We start from the raw sequence: 14,170 nt of genomic DNA, 5'->3' as shown, positions 1-14,170 counted from the left end.
CTCAGGGGGTGACGGCAAAGTTGAGCGTGTTCTTGAGCGTTGCCCAATGTGCCGCCTCGGCAGGTCCCAGGGGCTGGGTCTTGACGTAGCTCAAGGCGATCAGGTTGCGTGTGCCGGGTATCTGCATTGCCAACTGATATTGGTAAATATTGTCGCTGCCTTTGTTGAAACGGTTCTGCACTTCAAAGGCGTCGATGTCCTGCGCCGGCCCCACCTTGATGGCTTGCGCCGGCGAATAACGAAGGTCCTTGACCTGCTGTTCGAGCTTTTTCAGCTGGCCCTCGAAGTTGTTTTGCAAGGTCTCGCCATCGGCCAACGGGCTGCGGCTGACCACCAACGTGGTGCCCAGCTTGGCGAACTTGAGAATGTTGATCGAGGTGTCCTGTACCTCTGCATCGGGCAGGGTGAATTGGGCTTCGTTGATCAGGTAATTCATGGTGGAGAAATCTCGTTATTGACCAGCGCCGGGCTTGCCAGGGAATTTTGATTCGACGGCGGACTTGATCGTGCTTTGCACGCCTTGGGCGCCGGGCACCGTGCCCTTGTCGCTGCCAAGGTTGATATCCAGTTTGCCCTTCGTCTGGATTTTGCTGCTGCCGGTAGAAAACAGGTTGAACGAGCCACAGGTCAGGTTGATGTCTCCGCCAGCCTTGAGCTCAATCACACTGTCGCCGCACACCAGGCGAATACTGTCGCCAGCCTCGATGGTGTAGGTCGTGGCGGCGCTGTCGGACTTGGCCCCGCCCACAATCACGGTGTCGTTGTTGCGCACGACCCGCAGGCGGTTTGAGCCAATCGTCACCGTCTCGTTATGCCCAATACTCTTGTTCCGGTCATGCCCCACCGAATGACTTTCATCCACCTCTACCACGATGTCCTGATTACGCTCGGCATGGATGTACAACTGCTCCAACCCCTTCTTGTCCTCCATGCGGATTTCATTGAAGTTGGCCGGCGTGCCGCCTTTGCTGGAGCGGCTTTTCATCCCGCTTTGGGTGGCGTTTTCCGGCAAGTCGTAAGGCACGGTCTGCTCGGCGTTGTACACGCGGCCGGTGATGATCGGCCGGTCGGGATCGCCTTCCAGGAAGCTCACAATCACTTCCTGGCCGATCCGCGGGATCTGCATCGAGCCCCAGTTTTTTCCGGCCCAGGACTGCGATACGCGAATCCAGCATGAGCTGTTTTCGTTGGACTGGTCGTGGCGGTCCCAATAGAAATGCACCTTGACCCGGCCATATTGGTCGGTCCAGATTTCTTCGCCTTTGGGCCCCACCACCAGCGCCGTCTGCGGGCCTTTGACGATGGGCCGGTAGGTGTTGGCCAGCGGGCGGAAACTCTGTTGTGCGTCGATGCAGGTGAGGGTGCTTTCGAACTGCGCCGAAGGCGCGCCACCGCCGCTTTCGAGGCTTTCCTGGGAGATGTAGTAGCGGGCGCCGACGATCAGGTATTCGCGGTTCTGGTCGCGGCGACTGAAGCCGGTGAGGCTGAACAGGTGGCCGGAACCCAGGCCCCGGGCGTTGCCGCTGAACTCCACTTGTTCGTGCAGGGTTTGCAGGGCTTCGATGCGGGTGCGGGCGTAGTGTTCGCCGTCTTCGCTTTTGACGTAGGTGCCGGGGTAGTCGTACAGCGGGTAGTCGCCGGCGGTGTGCGGGCGCGGCATGGCCGAGCGCACGTCGATGCTCGCGCTGGGGCGCTGGAAGTCGTAGTCGTTGAGCTCAAGGGAGCCGGGCTGTACTTCCTGTGCCAGGTGCCAGTTGTGCATATGGTCGCGTTCGCGCTGCTGCTCGTCCTTGGGGTAGTAAGGCACCGAGGCGTAGCCGGGCACGTTGGCGTGGGCACCGTAGGCATCGGCCAGCACCAGCACGTGGCGGTCCTGCTCGTGGCGGAAGAAGTAGTAGATGCCTTCCTGTTCCATCAGGCGGCTGACGAAATCGAAGCTGGTCTCGCGGTACTGCACGCAGTATTCCCACTCGCGGTACGGGCGGCTCAAGGCGTCTTCGAAGTCGGAAAAACCCAGGTCGCGAAACACCTGCTTGATGATCTGCGGGATGCTCAGGTTCTGGAAAATCCGGCAGTCGGAGGTGCGGCTCAGCAGCCACAACCACGGGCGCAAAGTCACCTGATAGCTGGCGAACTGGCCCTGGTCGATGTTCTGGCTGCAGCGGGCGACGATGCCGTGGAAGTGCCGCTCGCCACCGTCCGCCAGTTGCAGGTTCAGGCTCATGGGCTTGCCCAGCAACTGGTTGAGGTCGATGTTGGCGTCCAGCGAGGTCAGCTGCAGTTCGAAATTGAACAGCCGACCCAGCTCTTCGCCGCCACCCATTTCATTGAGCAGCAGCACATCCGGCCCCAGGGGGCTGGTGATCTTGGCCAGGCGTGAGGCTTGGTTGAATAACATCGGTTAACCCGTAAATAGCGTAATAACTGTAGGAACCGGCTCCAACTGTGGGAGCGGGCGTGCTCGCGAATGCGGTGAATCAGCCACTGGATGCATCAACTGATGCACCGCCTTCGCGAGCACGCCCGCTCCCACAGTTTTGATCGCATTCCGTCAGGTCAATCGTTGAAGTCGTAGTGCAATTCGTTATCCCGCGTGCTGATCCGCACCCCCGCCAGCGCCTTGCCTTCGAGCATGCGGGTGAGGAATTCGCGACTCATGTCCGGCAGCAGGCTGTTGGTGAGGATGGTGTCGATCATCCGCCCGCCGCTTTCGGTTTCGGTGCAGCGGGACACGATCAGGTCGACCACGTCGTCGTCGTAATCGAAGGCGACTTTGTGGGTGTTCTCCACACGCTTCTTGATGCGGTTGAGTTGCAGGCGGGTGATTGCCTTGAGCATCTCGTCGCTGAGCGGGTAGTACGGAATGGTCACCAGGCGGCCGAGCAGCGCCGGCGGGAAAATCTCCAGCAGCGGCTGGCGCAGGGCCTTGGCGATTTCCTCGGGCTCGGGGATGTTCGCCGGGTCTTTGCAGACCTGGGAAATCAACTCGGTACCGGCGTTGGTGGTCAGCAGGATCAAGGTGTTCTTGAAGTCGATCACCCGGCCTTCGCCGTCTTCCATCACGCCTTTGTCGAACACTTGGAAGAAGATTTCATGCACGTCCGGGTGGGCTTTTTCCACCTCGTCCAGCAGCACCACGCTGTAGGGTTTGCGCCGCACGGCTTCGGTCAGCACGCCACCTTCGCCATAGCCAATGTAGCCCGGTGGCGCACCCTTGAGGGTGGACACGGTGTGGGCTTCCTGGAACTCGCTCATGTTGATGGTGATCACGTTCTGCTCACCGCCGTACATGGCTTCGGCCAGGGCCAGGGCGGTTTCGGTCTTGCCCACGCCGGAGGTGCCGGCGAGCATGAACACGCCAATCGGCTTGCTCGGGTTGTCGAGGCCGGCGCGGGAGGTCTGGATGCGCTTGGCGATCATCTGCAAGGCGTGGTCCTGGCCGATGATGCGTTTCTTCAGGTGCTGGTCGAGGTTGAGCACCGTCTCCAGTTCGTTGCGAGCCATGCGGCCCACCGGGATGCCGGTCCAGTCGGCGACCACCGAGGCCACCGCTTGGTAGTCTACGGTCGGCAGGATCAGTGGGGTTTCGCCTTGCAGGGTGCTGAGGCGTTGTTGCAGGTCTACCAATTGGGCACGCAATTGATCATCGCCGCTGTCCACGACACCGGATTTTTCACGCAACGTCGCACGGGTGGCGAGCAACTCATCCACCAGGGTTTTCTCTTCGGCCCAACGGGCTTCCAGGGTGGCCAGGCGCTCGCGTTCGGCGTTCAGCAGCGCTTCGCTGTTGGTCTGGCGCGCACCGATGGCGATGCCGATCGCATGCTCGCGGGCGATGATTTGCAGCTCGGTTTCCAGTGCCTCGATACGGCGGCGGCTGTCGTCGACTTCTGCCGGCACCGCGTGCAGGCTGATGGCGACGCGGGCGCAGGCGGTGTCCAGCAGGCTCACGGATTTGTCCGGCAATTGACGCGCCGGAATGTAGCGGTGGGACAGCTTCACTGACGCTTCCAGCGCTTCGTCGAGGATCTGCACCTGATGGTGTTTTTCCATGGTCGAAGCCACGCCGCGCATCATCAGCAACGCCTTGTCTTCCGACGGCTCGGCCACTTGCACCACCTGGAAACGGCGGGTCAGGGCCGGGTCTTTTTCGATGTGCTTCTTGTACTCGGCCCAGGTGGTGGCGGCCACGGTACGCAAGGTGCCGCGGGCCAGGGCAGGCTTGAGCAGGTTGGCCGCGTCACCGGTCCCGGCGGCGCCACCGGCACCTACCAGGGTGTGGGCTTCGTCGATAAACAGGATGATCGGTTTCGGCGAAGCCTGGACGTCTTCGATGACCTGGCGCAGGCGTTGTTCGAACTCGCCTTTCATGCTCGCGCCGGCTTGCAGCAGGCCGACATCGAGGCTGCGCAGTTCCACATCTTTCAGCGCGGGTGGTACGTCGCCGGCGACGATGCGCAGGGCGAAGCCTTCGACCACGGCGGTCTTGCCGACGCCGGCTTCACCGGTAAGGATCGGGTTGTTCTGGCGGCGACGCATGAGGATGTCCACCAGTTGGCGGATCTCTTCGTCACGCCCGACGATCGGGTCGAGCTTGCCGCTACGGGCCTGTTCGGTCAGGTCGACGGTGAAGCGCTTGAGGGCTTCCTGCTTGCCCATCGCGCTCGGGGCCATGGCGCCGCTGGCTTCGCCCGGTACTGCACCGGCATTGAAACCGTCGCTGGCACTCAGTGCATTTTCGGGCGAGTCGCCGACGTATTCGTCAAAGCGTTCGCTCAGGGCTTCGGCCTTGATCTTGTCGAACTCACCGGATAAGCCCAACAGCGCATGGCGCAGGCTCGGCGTCTTGAGAATCCCCAGCACCAGGTAGCCGGTGCGTACCTGGCTTTCGCCAAACATCAGGCTGCCATAGACCCAGCCACGCTCGACCGCTTCTTCCACATGGGACGACAAGTCAGTGATCGACGTCGAGCCACGGGGCAGGCGGTCCAGGGCTTCGGTCAGGTCGCGGGCCAGACGCGCCGGCTCGACATTGAACTGTCGAATGATGCGGTGCAGGTCAGAGTCCTGCAGTTGCAGCAACTGGTGAAACCAGTGGGCCAGTTCCACGTACGGGTTGCCCCGCAGCTTGCAGAACACGGTGGCGGCTTCGATGGCCTTGTAGGCCACGCTGTTGAGTTTGCCGAACAGTGCGGCGCGACTGATTTCACCCATGCTCTGGATTCCTTGAGGTGTTGGCGTGTTCGGCGTAATGCCGGGCCAGGATTAGGTCGTTGGCGTCATGCTCGGGTTGGCCGAGCCAGGTGTTGAAGCCCAGGCGGAACTGGCCGTTGAGTTGCAGGGCCGGCACTTCCGGTTGTTGCAGGATCAGGTTCAGGTCCCAGTCCAGTTCGTGGCCCAGGTACTCGGCGACCCACGCCACCAGCTCGTTGAACGGCTGGCTGCCGGGCAGCATGCCCATGTAGTCATCGAGCTTCAGCGGGCCCAGGCGGATGCGGAATTTATGCTGGCGGTCCCACACGTGGCTGCCCAGGCAAAAGTCCACGCCCAGCTGGTTGGCGCTGACACTCACGCGGCTGCGCTCGGGCAGCTCCAGCCATTGGCCGACGTATTCTTCGATCTCCACCGGCAGGCCGAAGTACTCGCCGAGAATCGCCTTCAGGCCGTCCGGATAGCGGGTTTGTGCCGACAGGTGGCCGCTGTAATGCAGCTTCGCGGTGTCGGGGATCAGGCCCTGGTTGAGCAGGCTCGGGGTGCCGCGACCGCTCAATGCGGCGAGGCGCGCCGACCAGTAGTCATCGTCCGGGCGGTCATGGCTGACGGTCGGCCGTGCCTCGGCCCAGGCACGATAAAACAGGGTCAGCAGGCGATGGTGGAACACATCCAGGAAGCGCTTGCTGGTGCTGTCGGCGTTGTTGCGTTGGCGCTCACGCACGTACTCGGTGATGTGCAGCGGCAGCGGGCCGTTGGGGCCGCCGAGGCCGAAGAAGAACTGCTCCAGCCGTGCAGGCTGGCCTTCAGCCCCAGGTTCGACCGAGGCCAATGTGGCCGGCGCAAAGGTGCAATCGGCCTGCTGCCCGAGACGCAGCGGGTCATCCGCCAGGCGCAGGGAGTGCCCCAGGCGTGGCAGGTCCGGCGATTCGCACTCGATACGCCGCAGCGCCTGGAAGAAGTCATATTCCCAGGGCTCCTGATGCATTGCATCCAGGGTACTCACAGGGTCGGACGGCGTCCGGGCTTGGCTTTCCATCGCATGATCTCGCCGCGTTCGGTGGTACGGATCACCGTCTCGGTAAAACTGTTGATCGACACGTAGCGTGCCAGGAACCGTTCAAACACCGCACCGAGCAGGAACACGCCGGTGCCGCGGAACGCGTTTTCATCAAATTCCAGAGTGATCTCAAGGCCGCGGCCAAACACGATCGGGCCGGGCATCGGCAGGCGCCGGGTCACCGCCTTGCTGCTGACTTCCCGCAGGCCTTCGATCTGCAATTGCAGGGCGGCGTCGTTGCTGTCGCCATACAGGCGCAGCAGTTCACGCAGCGCGGCGGCGCCCTGGCCTTGCTCGCTCAGCGACAGGTAGTTCAACGACAACTGGCTGATCAGGCGCCAGGCCTTGGCGTCATGGGCATGGCTGGCGCGCGGGCGGCTTGGCCCGGCGACGCAGCGCACGGCCAAGACCGGCGCACTGTCGGCCAGGGTGAAGTCGGTCTTGCCGTTGCCCACGCTCATGAACAGCGGCAAGTCGCGGTTAGTGCACATTGCGGTCACGCCCAGTTGGCGCAGGTCATGGCGGTACGGGGCTTGCTGGGTGTCCACCAGGCTGACGAAGGTTTCGCTGCCCACATAGGTGGAGCGCGGCCCGTTGCGGCGCTGGTCGCTGGACAACACGCGGGGTTCGCGGCGCACCGTGTAGTAAGCCTGGTCACGGCCATAGCGCGACGGATCGCGTACTGCGTAGAACGGCAAGAACGGTTGCTCGGGCCCGGTGCCGTGGCCCGTGATGCCGCTCAAGGAGTGAATCTCGAAATCCATCGGCCGCGTGCGGTCGGCGATCACATGGTGTTCGTTGACCCGCTCGGACAAGTGAATCCGGTCCACGCGCTTGGGAAACAGGTTGATTGCCGGGGTGCAGAACGGCACGAACTGCGCCTTGCCGACGCTGCCTTCCAGGCTTGGATCGTGACGGTCGAACAGCACGATCAGTTCCAGTTCCTGGCCGTCACAGCGTTTGACTGCACGGCTCAGTTCAGCGAATTCGACGAACAGAAAACGGTGGGGCAGGGCGAAGTATTCCTGGAGCAAGCGATATCCCTGGAACGCTCTCGGCACCACCGGCATCGCCGCATCGGCGTCATCGAAACCCCGGGAGCGCAAGGCCTCCGGCGGCAGGCGCTCAACCCAGTCACCGCCGGGCTTGCGCGCGAACACCGCGCAGGCATTGCCCAGCAGTTGTTCGTAGAGGCGGAACGGTTGTTCGTCGGCACCGCTGAGGTACAGCGGCAAGTTATCCAGGGCGAGGCTGTTGAACGGCAGCTCGGCGCCGGTACGCAAGGTCAGGCGCAGGCCAGCCTTGGCCTTGGGTTCGCTGGCAGCCAAACGCCCGAGCACGGCGGACGGGTTGCCGAAGTACTCGGCCTGGGCGACCTGCAACGGCCACAGCGTCACCGGGTGCGCGGTGCGGTACTCGCAGCAGGTCTGGGTTTCGCGGCCCAAGGCGGCGCGCAGGACGGTGTCGCGGGGCAGTGGAAAACCACTGGCCAGGGAGCCTTCATCGGGATCGGCCTGCAACTGCACCACGGTCATCGACGGGGTCGGCGCCAGGTAGTGCGGGTAGGCGATCTCCAGCAGGTTGTTGGTGAAGGTCGGGTACTCGGCGTCGAGCTTGAGCTGGACCCGGGCCGTGAGATACGCAAAGCCTTCGAGCAAACGCTCGACGTACGGGTCGGCGCAGTCCATGCCGGACAGGGTCAGCCGACTGGCGATCTTCGGGTATTCCTTGGCGAACTCGGCGGCGCTTTCGCGCACGTGGTGCAGTTCCTGGTTATACAGCTCCAGCAAGCGCGGGTTCATGGGCGTCTCCGCTGGTCGGCGTTCACCACACGCACATGGCCGGACTCCAGGTCCAGGTCGGTTTGCAGCAACAGGCGCAACGGCACCGGCTGCGCCCACAGGTCGCCTTCGATCTCGAAACTCAGGGCGTTGTGGTTCATCTCACCGTGGCCGACGCGTGCCTTGACCCGCAAGGTGTGGCGCAGGATGCGCGGCTCGAAGGTGGCGATGGCTTGTCGAATCAAGGCTTCCAGGGCGCTGATGTCGACACTGGAGACACTGTTGCCCGCCAGCGCCGGCAGCCCGTAATTGACCACCGACGTACCGGCAGGCGTGTGCAGCGTGGCATCGGCGTTGAGCAGTGAAGTGGTGTTGAGCAGCCACGTCAGGTCACGCAGCACCGAGGCTTTCAATTGGCTCAGGGACAGCACGCGTTTGTCGGCGCTTTCCTTGGGATTGGTCGGGTCATCGTCGGTCAACCGGTCCAGCAGGGACGGTTGCAGGCGATCGCGGGAAGCAATTTCAGTTACCACCAAAGCAGCTCCACGGACGGGTTGCGAGAGGAACAGGGGGCTTGCAGCCGCCACTTGGGGTGGCGGCTACAGGGGCAATCAGCGTTTGGTGTTGGAGCGAATGTTCCAGCCAAACTTGATCGCGCCGCCGTCTTTGGTGCCGTCGGCTTTCTGTGGCTGGTAGTCCACCATCACCTGGGCAAAGTTCAGGGTCACGTTTTCGGTCAGGCGGTCATCGCTGCCCGAACCGCCGGTGCTCAGGGAAGTGACCAGCACTTCTTCCAGGTTGATGATCATGTACTCGACCTGGCTTTCACCGCCGGCCTTGCGCACGGTCAGCGTGACCTTGTCGATGTGCTTGCCGCTCGCGCAGTGCATCATCAGGTTGGGCGAGGCCTTGTCGACGTACTTGGTCAGCGACAGGTCCTGGATGTTCACCTTGCCCGCACCGCCGCCACCGCCCACGTGCATGTTGCCGGACTGGGCCATGCCCCAGCTCCAGTTCAACACGTCGATTTCGTCCTTGTGGGCCTTGTCCATGGACTCGCCCTTGATGTCGCCGATCTTGATGAAAATATCAACAGCCATGTTTTCTCCCTGTGTGGTCTCAGCCACAGAATTTGTTAACGCTGATCGTTCCCACGCTCTGCGTGGTAACGCATCTTGTGACGCTCTGCGTCACTGGGACGCGGAGCGTCCCGGGCGGCATTCCCACGCGGAGCGTGGGAACGAGCGACGGTGTTACGCGCCTTTCGCCGAAGGCAGTTTCGATACCAGGCGCAGCGACACGGTCAGCCCTTCAAGCTGGTAGTGCGGGCGCAGGTAGAACCTGGAGTTGTAGTACCCCGGGTTGCCTTCGACGTCTTCCACGATCACTTCGGCGGCAGCCAACGGATGCTGGGCCTTGGTGGTTTCGGTGGAGTGCGCCGGGTCACCGTCGACGTAGTTGAGGATCCAGTCCTGCAACCAGCGTTGCATCTCGTCCTTCTCTTTGAAGGAACCGATCTTGTCGCGCACGATGCACTTCAAGTAGTGAGCGAAACGGCAGGTGGCGAACAGGTACGGCAGGCGCGCGGCCAGGTTGGCGTTGGCGGTGGCGTCCGGGTCATCGTATTCGGCCGGTTTCTGCAACGACTGGGCGCCGATGAAGGCGGCAAAGTCGGTGTTTTTCTTGTGCAGCAGCGGCATGAAACCGTTCTTCGCCAGTTCCGCTTCGCGGCGGTCGCTGATAGCGATTTCGGTCGGGCACTTCATGTCCACGCCACCGTCATCGGTCGGGAAGGTGTGGGCCGGCAGGTTCTCGACTTCACCGCCCGACTCCACGCCACGGATGCGCGAGCACCAGCCGAAGTGTTTGAACGAACGGTTGATGTTCACCGCCATCGCGTAAGCGGCGTTGGCCCAGGTGTACTTGGAGCTGTCGGCACCGTCGGTATTTTCTTCGAAGGCGAAGGCTTCCACCGGATCGGTCTTGGCACCGTACGGCAGGCGCGCCAGGAAGCGCGGCATGGTCAGGCCGATGTAGCGCGAGTCTTCCGATTCACGCAGCGAGCGCCAGCCGGCGTATTCCGGGGTGGTGAAGATCTTGGTCAGGTCGCGCGGGTTCGACAGTTCCTGCCACGAGCCCATGCCCATCACGGTTGGCGAAGCGGCGGCAATGAACGGTGCGTGCATGGCGGCGCAGACTTTCGACAGCTCCCCCAGCAGCTCCACGTCGGGAGGCGACTGGTCGAAGTAGTAGTCGCCCACCAGGCAACCGTAGGGTTCGCCGCCGAACTGGCCGTATTCTTCTTCGTACATCTTCTTGAAGATCGGGCTCTGGTCCCACGCGGTGCCCTTGAATTTCTTCAGGGTCTTGTGCAGGTCCGGCTTGGAGATGTTGAGCACGCGAATCTTCAGCTGCTCATCGCTCTCGGTGTTGTTCACCAGGTAGTGCAGGCCACGCCAGGCGCTTTCCAGCTGCTGGAAATCCTGGTGATGGATGATCTGGTTGACCTGGGCGGTGAGCTTGGCGTCGATGGCGGCGATGATCGATTCGATCGACTTGATCGCGTCGTTGGACACCAGGTCGGTCTGGGCCAGAGCCTGCTCGGCCAGGGTGCGCACAGCGGTTTCCACGGCTTCGCGGGCACGCTCGGTCTTGGGTTTGAATTCTTGCAGCAGCAGGTTCGCGAACTCGCTGGCTTCTTCGGTGGTACCCAGGATCTGGGTGCCTTCGCGGGCGGTATTGTCAGTCATGATTACTGCTCCCCTGCAGGCTTGGGCGCGCTGGCAAGTGCCTGAAGCAGTGCCGGGTCCTTGATCGCCTTCATGATGATTTCTTCAGCGCCGGTCTTGCCGTCCATGTAGGTCAGCAGGTTGGCCAGCTGGGTGCGGGCTTCGAGCAGTTGCTTGAGCGAATCGACCTTGCGCGCCACAGCGGCGGGGCTGAAGTCGTCCATGCTTTCGAAGGTGATGTCCAGGCTCAGGTTGCCTTCGCCGGTCAGCTCGTTGGGCACGTGGAACGCGACGCGTGGCTGCATGGCCTTGAGGCGCGAGTCGAAGTTGTCGACGTCCACTTCAAGGAACTTGCGGTCGGCCACAGGCGCCAGAGGTTCGGCGGGCTTGCCGGCGAGATCGGCCATCACGCCCATGACGAAGGGCAGCTGGACCTTTTTCTCGGCGCCGTAGAGCTCGACGTCGTACTCGATCTGCACCCGAGGCGCACGGTTGCGCGCGATGAATTTCTGAGAACTTTGCTTCGCCACGTTGCTGCTCCTGGTCGCTTGAGCGACGGTGTTGTAACTGCGCGATCCGTACGCTTATTCGCTGTCCGGCCCGCGCAGATTTTCAAATTGGGACATGCCGTCGGGAATCAGGTTGCGCACGATGGCCGCAAAGTCGGCGTGCACCAGATTCTTCGCTCGGCTCAACAGCACCGGCAGCGGGCTCGAAGGCTCGTGCCGGGTGTAGTACGCAAGGATCTTGTCGAGGCTGCGCAGCACTTCATCGCGGCTTGCGATGTCGCCGGTCGGGCGTGCTGCAACGGGCGCGGCGGCGTATTCAACCGAGGGGGCATTGTCGTCACTGACAACCTCGGGCTCGCTGGCAGCGCCGCTGTGCGGGGCGTATTGGTTAAGTATCTGCGCGGCCTGCTTGAGCAGTTGCTTCAAGGGGGCGAGGTCCACGCCCTGGGCGGAACCGACCTGGTCGCTGACGTATTGTTCGATGGCCTCACAGGCGTCGCGGGCGGCGTTCAGCGCGTCGCGGGTGGCTTGCAGTTGCTCGGCATCGCTGTCGAGGAATGCGCCGTTAAGCTGTTCGGCACCGAGGTTTTCGCCGGGGAAACTCTGTAGCCCGCTGGCATTCAGCGCGGCGCGCAGGCTGACGGGCCCGAAGGTGCGGGAACGGGTGAGGATAGCCTCACGCAGCAGGCGGATGTTCGCGTCGCTGGCCACGCCGCTGAGGGCGTTGATGCGCACGGTGGGGTCGTTGTCGTCATCGGCATCCAGGCGCGGATGCAGGTCGGCCCAGTATTCGCGCAGCAGCGCGTTGATCAGTGCGAGTGCGTCGGCAAGCCCTGCAATGCCCTGGAGGGCGAGGGCGGCTTGCAACAGGAAATGGGTGATGCGCAGGTCTTTGCTGCGTTGCAGGAGGTCGAGACTTTGCTGCTGGATGCTGCGCCATTCCGGAGGTTCGGCAGGCAGGATCGAGTCGCCCATGCTGCGCTCGGGTTGACCCTGTGCGGCACGCTCAAGATGCAAGTAATCGGCGTCATATTCCAAGTCTTCGCCACAGGGCGAAGTCGCGGAAACGGCGGCGAGCAGCAGAGGCACATCCACTAAATTCGATCTCCCTATCAGCCCGTTAGATGACGGGCAACTCATGCATTAGTTGCGCGAGGAACTTTGCATGTTTTCTTGGTCTTATTTAGCGCTTTGACATCATTCTGATTTCAAAGTGCCATCATTGGTGTTCAAGAAGTTGTGCATTTTTGGTGTAGTACTTATGCCTTGTCAAGGTAAGCTATTCGCCCTCTATGACAGATGTGCGGTGCTTAACATCTTGTGCGACTGATCAGTCGAAGCAGGTGCCGAGGCAGGATTTTTGTCATACAGGCCGGTTAAGATCAGCAATTACGCGGGTTGAAGCAGGCTTTCAAGGTTTTGAAAGGATCTGTCGTGGATCTCTCGGAGCATTTCTCCCAGGGAACGGCCGCGCGCGAAGTATCAGCAAGGAGGCAAGATGTCGCTGTGCTTGACTATCACTAGTTATCACAAGATTACCCCTGGCCAGTGTTCTGAAAAGTCCCTGGATCAGGGAGTGATGGCTATTGGCCGCGGTTCCGAAAATGACTGGGTACTGCCTGATCCAGAACGTCTTGTTTCCACGCAACATTGCGTTATTCAGTACAAAGATGGTCGTTACTACTTAACTGATAACAGCACTAATGGAGTTGAGTTAGTGCATGCCGGTATTCGTTTGCGGCGGGGAAGCAGCGAGCCATTGCAGGACGGCGAACTGATCCGCATCGGCGATTACGAGATCCAGGCGCGTATCGATTTCAACCTGAAAGTGACAGATACCCCGTCTTTCACCGGTGACGCTTCCAACAGTTTCGAAGCCCTGATGGGCGCCGCCGTGAAGGCCCCGACGCCACCTCCGGTGATCGCGCCGCAGTTCCAGGGCGCCTCGTCGATGGACACCCTGCCGGACCTGTTCGACTTCCTCGCGCCCACCAGCGTACCGCCGGCCACCGTGCACGATCACGTGCCGGCCGAGCAGCACGACTTCCGCCCGCCGACACCGCTGCCCGTGGCTGAGCCGCCTGCGCCGGTGGTCTCGGGCTCAGTAATCCCCGAAGACTGGGATCTGTTCGGCGATGCCCCGGCACCCAGGCCTGTTGCACCGCCGGCGCCAACACCGCCACAGCCGCCGGTCATCGACCCGCCCAAGGTCGAGCGCCCGCTCCCGGTGGCTGATGCCAGCCAGCCCGACCTGTTGCAAGCCTTCCTGCGTGGTGCGGGCCTCGATCAGTTGCGCCTGGACAAGGCCCAGGCCGAAGCCCAGATGGAAAGCATCGGCCGCAGTTACCGGCTGATGGTCGAAGGCCTGATCGACGTGTTGCGTGCCCGCAGCAGCCTCAAGGGCGAGTTCCGCATGCAGCAGACGGTGATTCAACCTGTGGAAAACAATCCGTTGAAATTCGCCCCGAATGCCGATGAAGCGCTACTGCTGCTCCTACGCCACAGCAATCAGGCGTTTATGGCACCGGACTTGGCCGTGCGCGACAGTTTCGACGATCTGCGCGCCCACCAACTGGCCGTCATGGCCGGGGTCGAAGCCGCCATCAAGCACCTGCTGACGCGCTTTGAACCGGCGCAGCTCGAAGAACGCATGGGCAAGCCCGGCGGGCTATCGAGCATTTTCAACGGCTCGCGCCAGGCCCAGTACTGGCAGCAGTTCACCGAGCTCTACAGCAATATTTCCCGCGAGGCCCAGGAAGATTTCCAGGACCTGTTCGGGCGTGAATTCAGCCGTGCCTACGAAGCGCACAGCAGCCGACAGCGTCACTAACAACGCAGTACATGGAACAACGGATAGCTAAGTACGTCATTGAGGACGCA

General features: G+C 62.1%; 11 protein-coding genes. 1 reads left to right on the top strand and 10 read right to left on the bottom strand.

Features of this window, described 5'->3' with window-relative positions; all coding sequences use genetic code 11:
* Position 1: 1 nt before the first annotated feature.
* The 10 genes from ACIOMR_RS11495 to tssA all read right to left on the bottom strand — a co-directional run bounded on the left by ACIOMR_RS11495 (position 2) and on the right by tssA (position 12,385).
* Entirely contained in the window at positions 2-436 is a 435-nt protein-coding gene (locus ACIOMR_RS11495) for a DcrB-related protein (protein ID WP_017476738.1), read from the bottom strand.
* A 15-nt stretch (positions 437-451) separates the two neighbouring features.
* Positions 452-2,398: a type VI secretion system Vgr family protein gene (locus ACIOMR_RS11490; protein WP_401194156.1), complete on the bottom strand. Its 1,947-nt coding sequence runs from the start codon at positions 2,396-2,398 to the stop codon at positions 452-454.
* A gap of 158 nt (positions 2,399-2,556) precedes the next feature.
* Positions 2,557-5,214 carry a type VI secretion system ATPase TssH gene (gene tssH / locus ACIOMR_RS11485; protein WP_102604054.1) on the bottom strand — a complete coding sequence of 886 codons (2,658 nt, stop codon included), beginning with the start codon at positions 5,212-5,214 and terminating at the stop codon, positions 2,557-2,559.
* Positions 5,207-6,250 carry a type VI secretion system baseplate subunit TssG gene (gene tssG / locus ACIOMR_RS11480; RefSeq protein ID WP_008439466.1) on the bottom strand — a complete coding sequence of 348 codons (1,044 nt, stop codon included), beginning with the start codon at positions 6,248-6,250 and terminating at the stop codon, positions 5,207-5,209. Before tssG ends, tssH begins: the two co-directional genes overlap by 8 nt.
* A complete protein-coding gene (tssF, locus tag ACIOMR_RS11475) occupies positions 6,214-8,073 on the bottom strand; it encodes a type VI secretion system baseplate subunit TssF (RefSeq protein WP_401194151.1) in 1,860 nt (619 codons plus the stop codon). The genes tssG and tssF overlap by 37 nt, the downstream gene beginning before the upstream one ends.
* Positions 8,070-8,585, bottom strand: coding sequence for a type VI secretion system baseplate subunit TssE (tssE, locus tag ACIOMR_RS11470; protein WP_003213348.1), 516 nt, complete (start codon positions 8,583-8,585; stop codon positions 8,070-8,072). Before tssE ends, tssF begins: the two co-directional genes overlap by 4 nt.
* 78 nt (positions 8,586-8,663) lie before the next feature.
* Positions 8,664-9,152 carry a type VI secretion system tube protein Hcp gene (locus ACIOMR_RS11465; RefSeq protein WP_003213345.1) on the bottom strand — a complete coding sequence of 163 codons (489 nt, stop codon included), beginning with the start codon at positions 9,150-9,152 and terminating at the stop codon, positions 8,664-8,666.
* 153 nt (positions 9,153-9,305) lie between these two features.
* Positions 9,306-10,802, bottom strand: a complete 1,497-nt coding sequence (tssC, locus tag ACIOMR_RS11460) for a type VI secretion system contractile sheath large subunit (protein WP_003213343.1) — start codon at positions 10,800-10,802, stop codon at positions 9,306-9,308.
* A gap of 2 nt (positions 10,803-10,804) precedes the next feature.
* Positions 10,805-11,311 carry a type VI secretion system contractile sheath small subunit gene (gene tssB / locus ACIOMR_RS11455; protein ID WP_003213340.1) on the bottom strand — a complete coding sequence of 169 codons (507 nt, stop codon included), beginning with the start codon at positions 11,309-11,311 and terminating at the stop codon, positions 10,805-10,807.
* Positions 11,312-11,365: 54 nt separating this feature from the next.
* Positions 11,366-12,385, bottom strand: a complete 1,020-nt coding sequence (gene tssA, locus ACIOMR_RS11450) for a type VI secretion system protein TssA (RefSeq protein WP_401194145.1) — start codon at positions 12,383-12,385, stop codon at positions 11,366-11,368.
* 403 nt (positions 12,386-12,788) lie between these two features.
* Here tssA and tagH point away from each other — a divergent pair, with 403 nt between their 5' ends.
* Positions 12,789-14,120 (top strand): type VI secretion system-associated FHA domain protein TagH, encoded by a 1,332-nt coding sequence (gene tagH, locus ACIOMR_RS11445; protein ID WP_177028066.1) that lies wholly within the window; start codon positions 12,789-12,791, stop codon positions 14,118-14,120.
* Positions 14,121-14,170: the final 50 nt, after the last annotated feature.

The sequence above is a fragment of the Pseudomonas sp. NPDC087814 genome, assembly GCF_044742865.1.
Lineage (GTDB): Bacteria > Pseudomonadota > Gammaproteobacteria > Pseudomonadales > Pseudomonadaceae > Aquipseudomonas.
The sequence above is the reverse complement of the archived record's forward strand: the minus strand, read 5'-3'. Positions and strand labels throughout refer to the sequence as shown.

What these genes read in the sequence shown, in the direction of transcription:
- ACIOMR_RS11495 (WP_017476738.1), bottom strand. Translation starts at nt 436, where the DNA reads ATGAATTACCTGATCAACGAAGCCCAATTCACCCTGCCCGATGCAGAG.
- ACIOMR_RS11490 (WP_401194156.1), bottom strand. Translation starts at nt 2,398, where the DNA reads ATGTTATTCAACCAAGCCTCACGCCTGGCCAAGATCACCAGCCCCCTG.
- tssH (WP_102604054.1), bottom strand. Translation starts at nt 5,214, where the DNA reads ATGGGTGAAATCAGTCGCGCCGCACTGTTCGGCAAACTCAACAGCGTG.
- tssG (WP_008439466.1), bottom strand. Translation starts at nt 6,250, where the DNA reads ATGGAAAGCCAAGCCCGGACGCCGTCCGACCCTGTGAGTACCCTGGAT.
- tssF (WP_401194151.1), bottom strand. Translation starts at nt 8,073, where the DNA reads ATGAACCCGCGCTTGCTGGAGCTGTATAACCAGGAACTGCACCACGTG.
- ACIOMR_RS11465 (WP_003213345.1), bottom strand. Translation starts at nt 9,152, where the DNA reads ATGGCTGTTGATATTTTCATCAAGATCGGCGACATCAAGGGCGAGTCC.
- tssC (WP_003213343.1), bottom strand. Translation starts at nt 10,802, where the DNA reads ATGACTGACAATACCGCCCGCGAAGGCACCCAGATCCTGGGTACCACC.
- tagH (WP_177028066.1), top strand. Translation starts at nt 12,789, where the DNA reads ATGTCGCTGTGCTTGACTATCACTAGTTATCACAAGATTACCCCTGGC.